Origin of the sequence: Ruegeria sp. AU67 (assembly GCF_900312795.1) — a bacterium.
Classification (GTDB): Bacteria; Pseudomonadota; Alphaproteobacteria; order Rhodobacterales; family Rhodobacteraceae; genus Ruegeria; species Ruegeria atlantica.
This window is the reverse complement of the sequence record NZ_OMPH01000040.1, coordinates 314190-331559: the sequence shown is the minus strand read 5'-3', so window position 1 is coordinate 331559 and position 17370 is coordinate 314190. Positions and strand designations below refer to the sequence as shown.

General features: G+C 56.3%; 15 protein-coding genes and 1 pseudogene. 12 read left to right on the top strand and 4 right to left on the bottom strand.

The window, feature by feature from the left end:
- The first annotated feature begins 100 nt into the window (after nucleotides 1-100).
- The 10 genes from DK510_RS21080 to DK510_RS21035 all read left to right on the top strand — a co-directional run bounded on the left by DK510_RS21080 (nucleotide 101) and on the right by DK510_RS21035 (nucleotide 11011).
- Nucleotides 101-2044, top strand: a complete 1944-nt coding sequence (locus tag DK510_RS21080) for an AMP-binding protein (RefSeq protein ID WP_200833269.1) — start codon at nucleotides 101-103, stop codon at nucleotides 2042-2044.
- 77 nt (nucleotides 2045-2121) lie between these two features.
- A complete protein-coding gene (locus DK510_RS21075) occupies nucleotides 2122-2940 on the top strand; it encodes an ABC transporter ATP-binding protein (protein ID WP_058275088.1) in 819 nt (272 codons plus the stop codon).
- Between the two features lie 29 nt (nucleotides 2941-2969).
- Nucleotides 2970-3956, top strand: a complete 987-nt coding sequence (locus tag DK510_RS21070) for a branched-chain amino acid ABC transporter permease (protein ID WP_058279216.1) — start codon at nucleotides 2970-2972, stop codon at nucleotides 3954-3956.
- A 4-nt stretch (nucleotides 3957-3960) separates the two neighbouring features.
- A complete protein-coding gene (locus tag DK510_RS21065; RefSeq protein WP_058275086.1) occupies nucleotides 3961-4218 on the top strand; it encodes a hypothetical protein in 258 nt (85 codons plus the stop codon).
- A gap of 3 nt (nucleotides 4219-4221) precedes the next feature.
- Nucleotides 4222-5298, top strand: a complete 1077-nt coding sequence (locus DK510_RS21060; protein ID WP_109313766.1) for a branched-chain amino acid ABC transporter permease — start codon at nucleotides 4222-4224, stop codon at nucleotides 5296-5298.
- Between the two features lie 75 nt (nucleotides 5299-5373).
- Complete coding sequence (locus tag DK510_RS21055; RefSeq protein ID WP_109313765.1) at nucleotides 5374-6654, top strand: ABC transporter substrate-binding protein; 1281 nt, start codon at nucleotides 5374-5376, stop codon at nucleotides 6652-6654.
- Between the two features lie 75 nt (nucleotides 6655-6729).
- A complete protein-coding gene (locus DK510_RS21050) occupies nucleotides 6730-7563 on the top strand; it encodes an ABC transporter ATP-binding protein (RefSeq protein ID WP_109313764.1) in 834 nt (277 codons plus the stop codon).
- A 19-nt stretch (nucleotides 7564-7582) separates the two neighbouring features.
- Nucleotides 7583-8800, top strand: coding sequence for a phenylacetate--CoA ligase family protein (locus DK510_RS21045; protein ID WP_109313868.1), 1218 nt, complete (start codon nucleotides 7583-7585; stop codon nucleotides 8798-8800).
- A gap of 119 nt (nucleotides 8801-8919) precedes the next feature.
- The gene (locus DK510_RS21040) at nucleotides 8920-10584 is read left to right on the top strand and encodes an iron ABC transporter permease (protein ID WP_109313763.1); all 1665 of its coding nucleotides are present in this window, start codon (nucleotides 8920-8922) and stop codon (nucleotides 10582-10584) included.
- A gap of 76 nt (nucleotides 10585-10660) precedes the next feature.
- Complete coding sequence (locus tag DK510_RS21035) at nucleotides 10661-11011, top strand: DUF2794 domain-containing protein (RefSeq protein WP_058275250.1); 351 nt, start codon at nucleotides 10661-10663, stop codon at nucleotides 11009-11011.
- Here the strand turns inward: DK510_RS21035 and DK510_RS21030 are convergent.
- From DK510_RS21030 to DK510_RS21020, 3 genes and pseudogenes are all read right to left on the bottom strand, one after another.
- Nucleotides 11008-11745 (bottom strand): C40 family peptidase, encoded by a 738-nt coding sequence (locus DK510_RS21030; RefSeq protein WP_109313762.1) that lies wholly within the window; start codon nucleotides 11743-11745, stop codon nucleotides 11008-11010. The two genes, DK510_RS21035 and DK510_RS21030, sit on opposite strands and share 4 nt — an antisense overlap.
- Nucleotides 11742-13124 (bottom strand): M17 family metallopeptidase, encoded by a 1383-nt coding sequence (locus DK510_RS21025; RefSeq protein WP_109313761.1) that lies wholly within the window; start codon nucleotides 13122-13124, stop codon nucleotides 11742-11744. The genes DK510_RS21030 and DK510_RS21025 overlap by 4 nt, the downstream gene beginning before the upstream one ends.
- A gap of 63 nt (nucleotides 13125-13187) precedes the next feature.
- Nucleotides 13188-13582 (bottom strand): annotated as a pseudogene (locus DK510_RS21020) (hypothetical protein).
- Between the two features lie 138 nt (nucleotides 13583-13720).
- Between DK510_RS21020 and DK510_RS21015 the strand changes: the two are divergent.
- Nucleotides 13721-14371, top strand: coding sequence for a carbonic anhydrase (locus DK510_RS21015; RefSeq protein WP_109313867.1), 651 nt, complete (start codon nucleotides 13721-13723; stop codon nucleotides 14369-14371).
- A 104-nt stretch (nucleotides 14372-14475) separates the two neighbouring features.
- Nucleotides 14476-15012: an SRPBCC family protein gene (locus DK510_RS21010; RefSeq protein ID WP_109313760.1), complete on the top strand. Its 537-nt coding sequence runs from the start codon at nucleotides 14476-14478 to the stop codon at nucleotides 15010-15012.
- A gap of 36 nt (nucleotides 15013-15048) precedes the next feature.
- Here the strand turns inward: DK510_RS21010 and DK510_RS21005 are convergent, their stop codons facing one another.
- Nucleotides 15049-17106, bottom strand: a complete 2058-nt coding sequence (locus tag DK510_RS21005) for a sterol desaturase family protein (RefSeq protein ID WP_160116589.1) — start codon at nucleotides 17104-17106, stop codon at nucleotides 15049-15051.
- Between the last annotated feature and the right edge of the window lie 264 nt (nucleotides 17107-17370).

Below are 17370 nucleotides of genomic sequence, written 5' to 3'. Positions count from 1 at the left end.
GCGTCCGGGGTGATACCCGGATCTGCCGTTTCCGGCTCGGAGGAGGGGTCGGATGGGGAGGAGAAAAAGATTGGCTCAGACGCAGTCGGGCGCTGAAGGGATGCACTCTCTTCCGGCGCTGCTACACCGCAATGCGACCCAGTTCGGGGACGCCCCGGCCTACCGGGAAAAGGAATTCGGAATCTGGCAATGCTGGACCTGGGCCGAAACGGCCAGGGAAATCCGTTCGATTGCCCTGGGCTTTCTGGAACTTGGCGTTGAAAAAGGCGACCACATCGCAGTGATCGGGCGCAATCGTCCGGCGCATTACTGGTCGATGGTTGCGGCTCAGATGGTGGGTGCCGTGCCGGTACCGCTTTATCAGGACGCAGTCGCCGAAGAGATGGCCTATGTGCTGGATCATTGCGGCGCAAAATACGTCGTCTGTGGTGATCAGGAGCAGGTCGACAAGGTCATCGAGATTCAGGAGAACCTGCATCAGGTCAAACACATCCTCTACACCGATAAGCGCGGGATGCGGAAATACGATCACAGCCAGATGAACGCATTGGACGATCTGATGGCCGAGGGCAGTGCCGGTCACGCGCGTTTTGATGCGGAACTGGACCGCCGGATTGCTGAGATCGATTACGACGGCACCTGCGTCATGTTGTATACGTCGGGCACCACGGGCAAACCCAAAGGCGTGGTGCTGTCGAACCGGAATGTGATCGAAAGCGCCAAGAACTCCGCTGAGTTCGATCATTTGAACCGGAACGAAGACATCCTGTCTTACCTGCCGATGGCTTGGGTAGGCGATTTCATCTTTTCAATTGGTCAGGCCTATTGGTGCGGCTTTTGCGTAAACTGCCCCGAAAGCGCCGACACGATGATGACCGATCTGCGCGAAATCGGGCCGACTTATTTCTTCGCTCCGCCGCGGGTTTTTGAGACTCAGCTGACCAATGTGATGATCCGGATGGAGGACGCAGGTAAACTGAAGCAGCGCATGTTTCACTACTTCATGGCGCACGCCAAGAAAGTGGGCGGCCTGTTGCTGGACGGTAAACCTGTCGGCTTTGGCGACCGCATGAAATATGCGATGGGCAATATGTTGGTCTACGGGCCGCTCAAAGATACGCTGGGTTATGGCCGCTTTCGCGTTGGCTATACGGCGGGTGAGGCGATCGGGCCGGAGATTTTTGATTTCTACCGCTCGCTCGGCATCAACCTGAAGCAACTTTACGGTCAGACCGAAGCGACGGTTTTCATCACCGTTCAGCCGGATGGTGAGGTGCGCGCCGACACCGTTGGTGTGCCTGCCCCGGATGTCGAACTGAAGATCGACGACAAGGGTGAGATCCACTACCGCTCACCCGGTGTGTTCGTTGAGTATTACAACAACCCGGATTCCACGGCCTCGACCAAAGATGCCGAAGGCTGGGTGGCTACTGGGGATGCGGGGTTCATCGAGGAAAGTTCGGGGCATCTGCGGATCATCGATCGCGCAAAGGATGTGGGCAAGATGGCCGATGGGTCGATGTTTGCGCCGAAATACGTCGAGAACAAGCTGAAATTCTATCCCGATATCCTTGAGGTTGTTTTGTTCGGAAACGGCAAGGACCGCTGCGTGGCCTTTATCAACATCGACCTGACGGCTGTTGGGAACTGGGCTGAGCGCAACAACGTGGCCTATGCATCCTATCAGGAGCTGACAGCGAATCCCCGTGTGTTAGAGACGATTCGTAGCCATGTCGAAGAGGTGAACAAGTCTGTAGCCGCTGATGAGATGTTGTCGGGCTGTCAGGTGCATCGCTTTGTGGTTCTGCACAAAGAACTGGACGCGGATGACGGTGAGATGACCCGTACGCGGAAGGTGCGACGCGGATTTGTCGAGGACAAGTTCAGTGACATCATCGATGCGCTTTATGACGGGTCCAAGCAGGTCTCGACCACGACCGAAGTGACTTATGAGGACGGGCGAAAGGGTTCGATCAGCGCAACGCTTGAGATTATCGATGCACCGGTCGTGCCGGTTGCGCAGCACAAGGTGGCGGCGGAATGAGGGCCGGTCATGCCCGCTTGACCTGTAGTCATCGCCCCGCCCGCCGTCCCGTTATTGCGCAAGTCAGGGAGTGACTGATGCTGGATAATTCCGAAGGATATGTCACCGAAGACGGCCGCAAGATCGGCGGCGTGGTGATGGAGATGAAGAACATCACCCTGCGTTTTGGCGGTGTGGTGGCGATCAAGGATATCTCGTTCGACATTCGTGAAGGCGAGATCCGCGCGATCATCGGTCCGAACGGCGCCGGTAAATCCTCGATGCTGAACGTGATTTCAGGGTTCTATATCCCGCAGGAGGGCGAGGTCTGGTTCCATGGTGCCAAGCGTCCGCAGATGCGCCCTTATGAAGTTGCGCGGCAAGGTATTGCTAGGACGTTCCAGAACATTGCCCTTTTCGAAGGCATGAGCGTGCTGGACAACGTCATGACCGGGCGGCTGAACTATATGAAAACCAACCTCTTTCAGCAGGCCATGTGGAAGGGAAAGGCTGAGGCGGAAGAGGTTGAAAACCGCGAAGCGGTCGAGAAAATCATCGACTTTCTCGAAATTCAGCACATCCGCAAGACGCCGGTTTCCCGCCTGCCTTACGGGTTGAAAAAGCGGGTCGAGTTAGCCCGCGCTTTGGCGGCCGAGCCTAAGCTGCTGCTGCTGGACGAACCAATGGCCGGCATGAACGTTGAAGAAAAAGAGGACATGAGCCGCTTTATCCTCGACGTGAATGACGAGTTCGGCACCACCATCGCCCTGATCGAGCATGACATGGGCGTAGTGATGGACCTGAGCGACCGCGTGGTCGTGATGGATTACGGCAAAAAGATCGGCGACGGTACCCCGGACGAGGTGCGCAGCAATCAGGAAGTCATCGACGCCTATCTGGGGGTGAGCCATGACTGAGCAACTGACAGACATTAGAGGGGGCACACATGCCTGATCAGCTGATTTTCGCGATGGAGGTTTTCCTCAACGGTCTTATGGCCGGTGTGCTGTACGCTCTGGTCGCGCTGGGCTTTGTATTGATCTACAAAGCGTCCGGAATCTTCAACTATGCTCAAGGGGTTATGGCCCTGTTTGCCGCCATGACGCTAGTCGGGATCATGAACGGGCAGGTCCCGTTTGCCCACTTGATCAACGCGACTTTCGGGACCCATATCCACAAGTTCGGATGGAATGTACCTGCGTTTGTGGCGATTATCCTGACGATGGGTGTCATGGTTCTGCTGGCCTGGGCGGTGCAGCGCTTTGTGATGCGGCATCTGGTCGGGCAAGAGCCAATCATCCTGTTCATGGCGACCATCGGCCTGGCCTATTTCCTTGAGGGCGTGGCTGACCTGATGTGGGGATCCGAGATCAAGACATTGGATGTCGGCCTGCCGCAGGGTATCAACCTGTGGATCGATGAGACCACGTTCAACATTTTTGGCTACGGCTTCTTTATCGACAATCTGGACCTTGTGGCGACGGTGATAGCCGCGCTGCTGGTGACCGCACTGGTCGCGTTCAGCCAATACACCAAGCAGGGCCGGGCGATGCGCGCCGTGGCGGATGACCACCAGGCGGCTCTGTCGGTCGGCATCTCGCTGAACTTCATCTGGATTATGGTGTGGTCGGTTGCGGGTTTTGTCGCGCTGGTTGCGGGCATCATGTGGGGCACCAAGTCGGGCGTGCAGTTCTCACTGTCGCTGATCGCGCTCAAGGCGCTGCCGGTGCTGATGTTGGGCGGGTTCACCTCAATCCCCGGCGCTATTGTCGGTGGTTTGATCATCGGTGTCGGTGAGAAACTGTTCGAGTTTGCCATTGGCCCGTTGGTGGGCGGTGCAACCGAAAACTGGTTTGCTTATGTTCTGGCGCTGATCTTCCTCGTGTTCAGGCCGCAAGGTCTGTTCGGTGAGAAGATCATCGAGAGGGTCTAGCGGCATGACCAAGCTGATCGCCATCATCAACGTGATCGCATGGGCCGGGTTCTGGGCTTTTGGCTACATCGCGCTCACTTCGGATGATTTGACCGAAGGCCAGTTGGTGATTGCAGCAATTCTGGCTTTTGCCGGGCTCGCCATGGGCATCCTGGCCTACATGAAACTTGTGCGCGCCTCAGAGGCGAGCGGATATGCAAAAGGCTCCAGGCAGCTGGACGCCGAGGCCCGCAACCGGGCGCAGGAAGAATGGGGAAAGTAAGACATGTTTTATCGTGAGGCCGGGGATTTCAAAACCTCCTACACAGATGACAGCCAGACCTTTCCGATCAAGTTCGACCGGTATCGGTATTATGTGGTTTTGGCGGTGGCGTTTGGGATCATCCCGTTCGTCATCAATGACTACTGGGCCAATGCGCTGCTGTTGCCCTTTTTGATTTATGCCATTGCGGCGATCGGGTTGAACATCCTTGTGGGGTATTGCGGGCAGGTATCCTTGGGTACCGGTGGCTTCATGGCTGTGGGTGCCTATGCCTGCTACAAGCTGATGACCTCATTCCCGGATGTCAGCATGTTCATCCATGTCATTCTGGCTGGCGGTATAACGGCCATTGTCGGTGTGCTGTTCGGCCTGCCAAGCCTGCGGATCAAGGGGTTTTATCTGGCGGTGGCCACGCTGGCGGCGCAGTTCTTCCTTGTGTGGCTCTTTAACCGGGTGCCGTGGTTCTACAACTATTCGGCATCGGGTCAGATCAACGCGCCGGAACGGGATGTGATTGGCATCATCATCACCGGTCCGAATGCCCCTGCCTGGGCCACCTATCTGTTCTGCCTGATCTTCCTGGCTGTCAGTGCCCTGATCGCACGCAATCTGACGCGCGGCACGATTGGCCGGACATGGATGGCGATCCGTGACATGGACATCGCGGCCGAGATCATCGGGGTGAACCCGCTAAAGGCAAAGATGAGCGCCTTTGCCGTCAGCTCGTTCTTCATCGGTATAGCGGGCGCGCTGTTCTTCGCGGTCTATCTCGGCGCGGTCGAGGTTGGCGAAGTCTTTGGCATCCAGAAATCGTTCCTGGTCTTGTTCATGATCATTATCGGCGGGTTAGGGTCTATTTTCGGATCGTTCGCCGGTGCAGCTTTCCTTGTTTTGCTGCCGGTGGTCCTGAAAGTGGTGGGCGTCGACGTTCTGGGCTGGCCCACGGATATCGTGGCACATCTGCAGCTGGTGATCGTCGGCGCGCTGATCATCATGTTCCTGATCCTGGAACCGCACGGGCTGGCGCAGCTGTGGCGTGTGGCGAAAGAGAAACTCAGACTATGGCCGTTCCCACACTAAGGGATTGGCCCAATGAAAAAACGGGCGGAACAAGCCTGAATGCAACATCGGACTAACCAAGGGAGGAGACACCCGATGAAATTGAAACTGGCAACCGCGGCGCTAAGCGCCCTGATGGCTGCAGGACCCGCTCTGGCGGATCTTGTGATCCCCGATCTGAGCTATCGTACCGGGCCTTACGCCGCTGGCGGCATTCCGTTCTCGGATGGCTATAACGACTATTTCACCCTGCTGAACGAGCGCGATGGCGGCATCGGCGGTGTTCCGATCCGGATGGTCGAATGCGAAACCGGCTACAACACCGAAAAAGGTGTGGAATGCTATGAAGCCACCAAGGGCGAAGGCGCTTTGGTGTATCAACCGCTGTCGACAGGCATCACCTATCAGCTGATCCCAAAAGTCACCGCAGACGACATTCCGCTGCACACGATGGGTTATGGCCGGACCTCGGCCAAGAATGGTGACGTATTCAGCCATACCTTCAACTATCCGGCCAACTATTGGGACGGGGCCTCGGGCGCGGTCAATTACCTGCTTGAGGAAAACGGTGGTGACCTTAGCGGCAAGAAAATCGCGCTGGTCTACCACAACTCGGCCTATGGTAAGGAACCGATCCGTACGCTGGAAGAGCTGTCAAAAAAGCACGGCTTTGAACTGGTCGCCCTGCCAGTCGATCACCCGGGTCAGGAGCAGAAGTCGCAGTGGCTGCAAATCCGCCGTGATCGTCCTGACTATGTCCTGATGTGGGGCTGGGGGGTTATGAACCAGGTTGCGGTACAAGAGGCTGCAAACATCCGGTTCCCGATGGAAAACTTCATCGGTATCTGGTGGTCCGGTTCTGAAAACGATGTGCTGCCAGCGGGCGAAGCCGCCAACGGCTACAAGGCGCTGACCTTCCACAACGTAGGCACGGACTTCCCGGTCTTTGACGACTTGCAGACACACGTGGTCGACGCAGGCAAGGCGGCTGGTGCGGGCGATCAGGTTGGTACGGTTCTGTACAACCGTGGTCTTTATGCCGCCGTCCTTGCTGCTGAAGCCATCAAGAAAGCCCAGGAAATCTCGGGCAATGCGGAAATAACTCCGGCCGAGATGCGCGCTGGCATGGAAGCGTTGGAGATGACCGAAGAGAAGATGGCCGAACTGGGCTTGGCGAACTTTGGTCCGACCTTCTCGGTTTCATGCGAAAACCATGGCGGTGACGCCCTTGTGGGTGTGACGCAGTGGGATGCAGCGAACAAGACCTGGACGCTGATCTCGGACTTCAAGCAGACCGATGGTGAAGTGATCGGCGCGCTGATCGATGAAGATTCTGCAGCCTATGCAGCAGAAAACAACATTGAAGGGCGTTGCTAATATAGCGCTTTGAACAAACCGGGGCGGCGGCAGACCGCCGTCCCGAACCCCACACTCGCTTAAGGACATGCGCAGATGCTGGATACGGCACAAAACACTGACACCAAGTCGGAAACCCTGCTTGAGGTCAACAATATCGAGGTGATCTACAATCACGTGATCCTCGTTCTGAAAGGCGTCAGCCTGACTGTGCCCAAGGGCGGTATCACGGCCCTGCTGGGCGGTAACGGCGCAGGAAAAACGACGACGCTCAAGGCGGTGTCGAACCTTTTGCATTCCGAGCGGGGTGAAGTCACCAAGGGAACGATCGAATATCGCGGGACCAGCGTTCACGAAAGCGACCCTGCCGATCTGGTGGAAAAAGGCGTCATCCAAGTGATGGAAGGCCGCCATTGTTTCGAACACCTGACGGTCGAGGAAAACTTGCTGACGGGCGCCTATACCCGCAAGGATGGCAAGGCCGCCATCCAGAAGGACCTTGAACTGGTCTACACATATTTTCCCCGTCTGAAAGAACGCCGCCGGTCGCAGGCAGGCTACACTTCGGGTGGTGAGCAACAGATGGTTGCAATGGGCCGAGCTTTGATGTCACGGCCCGAGACGATCCTCCTGGACGAACCCTCGATGGGTCTTGCGCCGCAGTTGGTCGAAGAGATTTTCGGCATCGTGAAGGACCTGAACGAAAAAGAAGGCGTGTCCTTTTTGCTGGCAGAACAGAACACCAATGTGGCTCTAAGGTTTGCGCATTACGGCTATATTCTGGAATCCGGGCGTGTGGTGATGGACGGCCCCGCCGCCGATCTGCGTGAAAATCCGGACGTGAAAGAATTTTATCTGGGCATGTCCGACGAAGGCCGCAAAAGCTTCCGTGACGTGCGGTCTTACCGCCGCCGCAAGAGGTGGTTGTAAGCGAATGGAGGATCTGGCGATGACCTACTACGACGCTCTCGAAACCCGATCAGCCGATGAACGCTCCGCCGATCAGGCACAGGCGCTGCGTACTCAGATTAACCGCGCCCTGTCCGCTCCGGGCTTTGCCGCGCATCTGGCCGATGCGGATACCAACTCGGTGACCTCGGTCGACGATCTGGTCAAATTGCCTGTGCTACGGAAATCGGACTTGGCAGCGGCGCAGGCGTCCCGCCCGCCATTTGGCGGATTCACCGTCAAGCCGGCGCGGCACTTCCATCATGTGTTTCAGTCGCCCGGTCCAATATATGAACCTGGCAGTACGGATCATGATTGGTGGCGCATGGGGCGTTTCCTGAACGCCGCCGGCGTCGGACCCGGAGATATCGTGCAAAACTGTTTCGGCTATCACCTCACGCCAGCTGGTATGATTTTTGAGAGTGGCGCGCGCGCGGTAGGGGCCGCTGTGCTGCCAGCGGGTACCGGTCAGACCGAATTGCAGGTGACCGCGGCACGCGATGTGGGCTGCACGTCTTATGCGGGCACGCCGGACTATCTGAAGGTCATTCTGGACAAAGCAGATGAGATGGGCGTGGCCCTGAACTTCTCAAAGGCTGTTGTAGGCGGCGGCGCGCTGTTCCCATCTTTGCGTCAGGGCTATGCTGATCGGGGTATTTCCTGCCTGCAATGCTATGCCACGGCCGATCTTGGCAACATCGCCTACGAGAGCGCCGCCATGGAAGGGATGATCATTGACGAACTTGTCCTTATCGAGGTTGTCACCCCCGGCACCGGAACACCAGTAGAGCCGGGTGAGGTGGGTGAGGTTGTGGTGACCTCTCTGAACCCTGATTACCCGCTGATCCGCTTTGCCACGGGTGATCTGTCCGCGATCATGCCGGGCGTGTCGCCCTGTGGGCGGACCAATCTGCGTATTAAAGGCTGGATGGGTCGCGCAGATCAGACCACCAAGATCAAGGGTATGTTTGTGCGCCCTGAACAGGTGGCAGCATTGGTCGATAAGCACGAGGAAATCGTCAAAGCCCGGGTCATCGCCGCGCGTCAGGGAGAGATGGACACGATGACCGTCCAGATCGAAAGTGTGGGAGGCGACGATATGGCCTATGCCAAATCTGTGGTCGAAGTGCTGAAACTGAAAGGCGCAATCGAGGTCGTAACCCCCGGATCACTGCCGAAGGACGGGTTGGTGATCGAGGATCAGCGCGTTTACGAATAACCCCGAGCCATGTCTGCGGCAGTATGTGCCGCAGATTTGTTTTTCCTGCACTGGTGTTTCTTAGCATTTTGGTCGATTAAAGGCTGATCAATAGCCAACGCCAGTTACAATCTAGGTCCATGGCCGAAATCGACTATTCAGAACACGGGAAACGCAATCGTGGCGCGCTGGGCACCCGGATGGTGGCCACTGTGGCCTGTATGGTAGCAGCGGCTTGTCTTCTGCCGATGGTTGCGGTTGTTCTGGCGGCGGTGACGGGGGGTACGGAAACGGTCTCGCATCTGTTCGAGACGGTTCTACCCGGGTATGCACTGACAACCGTGATCCTTGTCGTTCTGGTGGCTATCGGCACGTTCTCTATCGGGGTTGGCGCGGCGTGGCTGGTGACGATGACACGCTTTCCCGGTGTGCGCTTTCTGGAAATTGCACTGGTCCTGCCGTTGGCTTTTCCGGCCTATGTTCTGGCTTATGCCTATACGTTTATTCTGGATCACCCCGGTATCGTGCAGACCACACTGCGCGACGTGACGGGTTGGGGGCCGCGCGATTATTGGTTCCCGGAAATCCGCTCGACCGAGGGCGCGGCGGTGATGCTGATCCTAGTGCTCTACCCTTATGTCTATTTGCTGGCGCGGGCCGCGTTTCTGCAGCAAAGTGCCACCGCTTTTTTGGCCGCTCGTGCGCTGGGCAAAAGCCCGTGGTTGGCATTCTGGCACGTGTCTTTGCCGATGGCCCGCCCGGCCATTGCCGGTGGTGTCCTGCTGGCCATCATGGAAACCATCGCCGATTTTGGAACCGTCGCCTATTTTGGCGTTCAGACCTTTGCCACGGGCATCTACACAAGCTGGTTCTCGATCGGCGACCGGGCGGGTGCGGCGCAGTTGGCTTTGTGCCTGCTGGGCTTTGCGCTGGTCATGGCTGTGGCCGAGCGGACGCAGCGCGGCAAGGCAAAGTACTATCAGGCAGGCAAAAGCCATGCCCCGCTGCCCTCGGCGCAGCTTAAGGGCTGGCAATCCGCAGCAGCCATAACCTTGTGCGCTATTCCAGTGGTGCTGGGTTTTTTGCTGCCGGTCTTCATCCTGATCCAGATGGGTCTGACCTCTGAACAAAACCTGCTGTCTCGGCGATATATCGGGTTCATTCAAAACTCGCTGACACTTGCCGGAGTGGCCGCCGTGGTTACGGTCTGCGCCGCTATCTGTGTTGGGTTCTTTCAGCGACTTCGTCCGGGTCGGGGATCATCGACCACAGGCTATCTGGCGCGGTTGGGCTATGCGGTGCCCGGCGGCGTGATCGCTGTTGGCCTGATGGTACCCTTCGCCAGATTCGACAACGCGCTGGATTCGTGGATGCGCCAAACGTTCGACGTCTCGACTGGTCTGCTGGTGACGGGTTCGATCTGGTTGCTGGTGGCGGCTTATATGGTGCGATTTCTTGCGGCAGCGCTCAGCGCGTATGAAGGCGGGCAGAGTACAGTGCACGCCAATATGGATGCTGCGTCCCGGTCTTTGGGCCAATCGCCGCTGGGCACCTTGCGCCGTGTGCATTTGCCAATCCTGACACCCTCGTTGCTGACGGCCTTGCTGATCGTGTTTGTGGACGTGATGAAAGAGCTGCCCGCGACCTTGATCATGCGCCCATTCAACTTTGATACGCTTGCGGTCCAGGCCTATCGTCTGGCCTCGGACGAACGGTTGGAGGGGGCAGCGGTTCCCTCGCTTGTGATCCTGGCAGTTGGGCTTTTGCCGGTGATTCTGATCTGTCGGCAAGTTGGGCGGCGGTAGGACGAAACGATTCAAAATTACCACACCTGTTGGCACCGGACTTGATTCAAATGCGTTTTCCGGCAAGGCTGAGGGTATGAACATGCAGCCTCCCAGCCGGTTTTCTGCAAACTCGGCCCAGATGCCCGTCGCGTTCGACCGGCGCGAGATGTCACATATACTGTCTGTCTATGGCAAGATGGTCGCCGCCGGAGAATGGCGTGACTATGGCATTTCCAACCTGCGCGATATGGCGGTTTTTTCCATTTTCAGACGTACGGCAGAGCATCCGATCTACCGGGTCGAAAAACACCCTCGTCTGCGGTCCAAACAGGGGATGTATTCGGTGATCGGAATGGACGGGCGTATCTTGAAGCGAGGCCATGACCTGCGCACCGTGCTGCGCGTGTTGGAACGCAAGCTGATCCGGTCGGTTGACCTTGATTAGAGCCTTTTGTGGGCTGTTACAGACCCGTCGCCCTGCTCCAGAATCCGTGTGATTGCTTGATCCATCGGCTCGAACGTCACGTCCATGTGGTAGGCGTTGGCATGAAGCAGCATGTTCTCGCCATAGACCCATGCCACGTGGCCTTTCCAGAACAACAGATCCCCGCGCTTTGGTTCAGTCCCGGCAGGCAGCGCCATACCCAGTTCGCGTTCCTGATCGCTGCTATCACCGGGGCAGGGTATGCCGCAGGCCAGCAAACCGGCCTGAACCAACCCGGAACAATCAATACCGAAGCGACTGTTTCCCCCCCAAAGATAGGGTGTGCCCAGAAACAGCTCGGCCACCGCTACGGGATCGGTCAGGTGAGTTGCGCTGAGTTTGGCGTGAATCGCCGGAATGAACCCCAGTTCTGTTTCCAGAAACCTATTCTGTTCCGACAGCACGCATAATTTGCTGCCGAAACTCAGCGATACGCGGTCCTGGCTTTTCATGTCGGGCTGTTTATAGGCATGTGTCGCGGGCGCGGTGACCCAGTGGGTCTGTTGCGCCTCAGGTCCCAACTGATCGGACCTGACCCAACCGGGATAGCCGTCCTTGTCCGAGGTGATCCGGCTCCATCCATCGGTTTTGTCAACAACATCTACCGGGTCGCCAAACAACAGCTGCCGGTCCCTAGGGCCATTCGGGCTGCGCAACAAATCAACAACCGGATTTACGACGCGCAGGCGGGTCATAGGTTCAGAATCTCGGGCAGGGCGGTCAGCAAGGCACGCGGCCCTTGGCCCAGACCGCCTTTGCTGCGTCCGGGGGCCTTGCTGGGCTGCCAGGAATAGATGTCGAAGTGCATATAGCGGCTGTCACCCACAAAGCGGCGCAGGAACAAGGCCGCGGTGATCGAGCCTGCGAACCCACCTGATGGAGCATTGTCCAAATCAGCAATGCCGGGTTCGATCATCGCCTCATAGGGTTCATGGAAAGGCATCCGCCAGACAGGGTCGGCCGATTGCCGACCAGAGTTGGCCAGCGCGTCTGCCGCGCCATCGTCATCGGTGTAAAAGGGCGCCAGATCGGGGCCAACTGCTACGCGTGCGGCACCGGTCAGCGTCGCCATCGAGATGATCAGGTCAGGTTCACCCTCATCCGCCAGAGCCAATGCGTCGGCCAGAACCAGCCGCCCTTCGGCGTCGGTGTTGTTGATCTCAATCGTCAGACCCTTGCGCGAGGTCAGGATATCCCCCGGACGGAAGGCGTTCCCCGCGACCGAGTTCTCGACCGCCGGGATCAGCACCCGCAGTTGTACAGGCAGCTTTAGTGCCATGATCATCCGCGCCAGACCCAGCACATTGGCCGCGCCGCCCATGTCCTTTTTCATCAAGGACATCGAATTCCCTGGTTTCAGATTCAGCCCGCCGGTGTCAAAGCACACACCCTTGCCGACAAGGGTCAGTTTGGGCCCGGTGTTGCCCCATGTCATCTCGATCAAGCGCGGAGCTTGCGCGGCGGCGCGTCCGACAGTGTGAATCAGCGGGAAATTTTGATCCAACAGGTCGTCGCCTTTGATTACCAAACAGGACGCGCCGAATTCCTGCGCCAAATCCTCGGCTGCGGCCTGCAACTGATCCGGTCCCATGTCCGAGGCCGGTGTGTTGACCAAATCGCGGGTCAGCGCCTCGGCTCTGACCAGCGCCTCAATTCGCACGGCATCAACACCCTCGGGTGCAACGAGTCGCGCCTTGGCGGGTGATTGATTGGTGTAACGGTTAAAGGCATATCCTGTGAGCAGCCAACCAAGGCACTCGTTGCTTATCGCATCAGCGGGCACACCTGATGCGATGTGATAGGTTCCCTTCCGCAAGGCTTCGGCCGCCGCTGCCAACGGGAACCGTTTGCGCGCGCGCTTGCTGCTGTTTCCGTAACCCGCCAAGGCCATTTCAGGCGCACCATCTGATTGCGGGATCAGCAGTGCCTGTCCCATGGCCCCGGTGAATCCATTGGCCTCGACCCACGATGCGATGTGGCTTGGCTGGTCTTGCAGCCAATTGTCGAGATCGGGTTGCGAAATGACATGCAGCGGAACAGAGGGTTCGGACGGCGAAGCGAAGGACAGGATCATGGGTATCTCGGCTGGTTCGAATTGCGCCCAGCCTAGCCGCCCACGATCCGTCCGCAAGCCCCGTCAGAGGGAAAGATCCTGCTGATCCCAGATCACGGTCAGCGTTTCTCACCTACACGGATCAGGCGCGACAGGGTGGCACCCGTCGCGACCGCATCCCCGGCATCCACAGATTGCGCCACATCACCGGCGACTCGGGCCAGCGCGGTCATGCCAATCTGTTCGGCTATGGCCACCAATGACCGGGCGCATTTGCGCAGCGAAGCCCAGTCGCGCTGACGCCAAAATCGCTCGCAGTTTGACAGGCGCACGGCCAATTCCTCGACCGTACGGCACAATACATCCAATGCGTTCTTGTCGCCCAATTGGCGATACAGCCCGTTCAAGCGGTCCGTATCCAGCCGAACGGTTTCCTTTTGTTCAAGCGTGACAATTTTATCCACCACATCTACCCCAATTCTCTACGCCCCCACGGCATAGTTGGACATTGGCGGTAGAATCCTTTGCAAAACCTTGCGTCGATGCTGGAAAATGGGTCGAATTTTCTGCGAATTCAGGTTACAGCAGCCGACAGACAAAAGAACGGGGACATGAGAATGGACTTAGCCAAACCTCTGCCGACCTATCTGGTCAAGCGGTACCACGGATGGAAAGCCACCACCTATTCGGAGAACCAGGTCTGGTATCGCCGCCTGGCCACTGAAGGGCAGCGCCCGCGTGCGATGGTGATTTCGTGCTGTGACAGCCGGGTTCATGTGACATCGATCTTCGGTGCCGATCAGGGCGAGTTCTTTATTCACCGCAATATCGCAAACCTTGTGCCGCCTTACGCCCCTGATGGCGATCACCACGGTACCAGTGCGGCAATCGAATATGCGGTCACGGCACTGAAAGTCGCGCACCTGATCGTTCTAGGCCACTCGCAATGCGGAGGTGTTCAGGGCTGCATCGACATGTGCAAGGGAAAAGCCCCGCAACTGGAGGCGAAAGAAAGCTTTGTTGGCCGCTGGATGGACATCCTGAAACCGAAATATGAATTGGTTGCCGATGTTGAAGACAGCGTCGATCAGGCACGGCAGTTTGAACGGCAGGCAGTCGTGGCATCGCTGGAGAACCTGATGACCTTTCCCTTCGTTTCCTCTGCAGTAGATGACGGCTCGCTGAGCTTGCATGGGCTGTGGACCGACATCGGTGAAGGTGGCCTGCAATGCTATGACCCGGCCGAGAAGAAATTCGTGGTTGTCTAAACGGTCTGACATCTGAGAGTTTTCGAATGGCGCGGATCAGGTCTCTGATTTCGCGACATTTTTTGCTATGATCGAAACAACACTCTTTCGATCAGGAGCGCGTCATGCGATTCATAAAACGTATTTTCATCACTCTGCTTGTTCTTATTCTGGTTCTGGTTGGTGTGTCTTACCTTTTGCCGGGCAAGGCCGAACTGTCCCGCAGCATCATGATCAATGCACCCGCCAGCGCGATCTTTCCTTACGTGAATTCGATGCAGGAAACTGAAAAATGGTCACCTTGGTTGACGCGCGATCCCGAAACCCAGCTGTCCTACAGCGGCCCTGAGGCAGGTGTCGGCAACACCTTGAATTGGGCATCTGAACACCCTCAGGTTGGTACTGGGTCACAGGAAATCGTCGAAAGCGTTCCGGATCAAACCGTCAAAACGGCGATTGATTTCGGTCCGATGGGGTCCGCATCGGCCTCCTTCGATTTAACGCCCGAGGGTGATCAGACTCAAGTGACTTGGGGGTTCGAATCCGATCTAGGCATGAACCCCATGTCACGCTGGATGGGCCTGATGATGGATAAATGGGTCGGCGGAGATTACGAGCGCGGTCTGACAAATCTCAAGGCATTGGTCGAGGGGCAGGGGTAGACTGTTTGCGAAACTCTACTTTGCAACAAGTTGACATTACCGGTTTTCGGCGGATTGAGGAGACCGTTGTGCGACCTTGAGCTGAGATTTGGAAGCGTCTGAAATCCTGTTCCATGCGTTTCTCAGAATTGCCCTGTATTGCTTCAATGGCCGCTCAAAAAGGGCGGCAAATCCGAAACAGATCGCCAGAGTAAGACCAAGCAACCAGAGATCATATCCTAACAGATCTTCCGGCAAAACAGCGTCGAGAAGATGCAGTGTTGGGTAATGCACAAGGTAGAGCGAAAAGCTGCCCCCAGCTATCCAACGTATGCTGCGAGAGGTGAGGCTTTTGTTCCGCATCGGCAGGTCTGCGGTAAGCACTCGGACACCGTGCAGGTGCATTGCAATACAGATTGCAATAGCTGTGTTCCAAAGTACTTCATCGGAGTAGACAAGTACTGCGTCATGGTTGTGATGTTTAATAGCCTGAATCGTGATGTTCTCTAAAGTCTCGGGTACACCGGTCATCTTCAATGCAACCAAGATTAGGATGCTGCCAATGGCCACAAACCATGCTTTAATTCGCGCATAGCTCGAATGTGTATCTGGAGTCTTTTTCCAAACCAAAACACCTATCAACCAGGCTGGGAACATTGCCAACACTGGTATTCCAACCAGTAGGGCAATCAAAGCAACGATGACAATGCGTAATGGGCCTTTAAGGAAGACGATGCTGCCAAACAGTAGGTAAAACCCAACTTCGTAACTCAGCGACCATATTGGTCCGTTTGTGCCCAACCGGACCCAATCGGAAATGCCGGTCCAAAGGTTAGTGATAGTCAAACCCCGCCAAAAAAATTCGCCCACCGGCAGAGATGAATAGTACAAATCTGGATATGCTGTCATGTCGACCCGTGTACCGATTGCGTCAAATATAATGGTCAGGAAAAGCGCTGGGACGAGCACTGAATATATCCTAGAGATACGGTTGAATGCATATCGTCCAAGTGTCTGATCCCGACCTGCCGCATAGGCGATCACGACGCCAGACAGAACGAAGAACACTGCAACAGCATCGCTGGCAACGTTCCAATCACGCAAGAAATAATAGTCCCCACGGGTGAATCGAATGTGCGCCATATGGCCAACCAAAACAGTAAACGCAGCGCTCGCACGCAGAAAGTCCAGCCATAGGGAAAAGCCAGGTTGTATCGATTCTGTGTTTGGCGCGACCGTTTGCGTCATGCCCGCGGATGTACCAATCCGCCCCTCGATCGCATCCCAACTCTCTTTAAATGGAAGAATGAGTGCTGCGGTCAGCGAGGGGTAAGGCTGATCGATCGGCTTTCCGGCTCCATCCGATACACCGAATGTAAGTTTTTCTTGCTCCGATGGGATGTATAGCGTGCCAAACATCCAGTCCCACAGTGCGAACATAGAGCCATAGTTTTTGTCGTGATGCTTGGTAGCAACTGAATGGTGGATTTGATGTTGTGCCGGTGAAATCAGAATATGCTCGATTACGCGGCCATAGCTAATCCAGATATGACTGTGTCGAAAATTTGCACTCAATGCGTTGAACAGGAAGTACAGCGCATTGGCACCACCGATCGTCAGTATATTGATATCACCAAGAAAAACATAAAGGCACAATCCCTGAACGACACCCACAACAATTGAAATCAGAAAATTCCGAAGCAAAGGCTCAATGGGGTGTACCCGCTGAACGGTAAGCGGCGTAAGGACATCCGCCGAGTGATGTACTGCGTGGAATGGCCATAGAAATTTCATCTCATGGTGGGCGCGGTGTGCCCAGTATTTACAGAAATCGCTCGAGGCAACAATTATTAGGGTAGCCACAACAGCTTGTGCCCAACCCGACTGAGCAGGCTCATATTCGTCACCGCCGAGCAAGTTAAGCAGGGCATAGGCCACAGTTGTTGGAAAAAACAACGCCCCAAAAATTCCAAACGCGGCAAACGCCCTGCTGGCAAAAAATAGCTTAACATCAAGCAGGTTAGACCGATGCGAATAGACGTATTTGGGGACAAGCCACTTTGAAAATTTGCCCGGGCTTCCACGGTACCGCCAGATGAAGTATGCGATGATCACAGAGCAGCTGATGTAAAAGATTGAATACCGCACGTTTAGATCGATCGGTGCGCTAAGAACACCCTCAAGAAATGAATTTAATGCATCCAAAATCAGTACTTTCTTAGCGTTTTCTTAAGAATAGTTCCACAATGCGGCATCAATTGGGCTTTTCGTCGACCGAACGCGGGCAACACAGCGCATTGTTTCCGGCGCCTAAGCAACTCAAAAAAGCTCTAAAAAAACCCCGCCTACAATGTGACGGGGTTGGTGGAGCAAAATTCT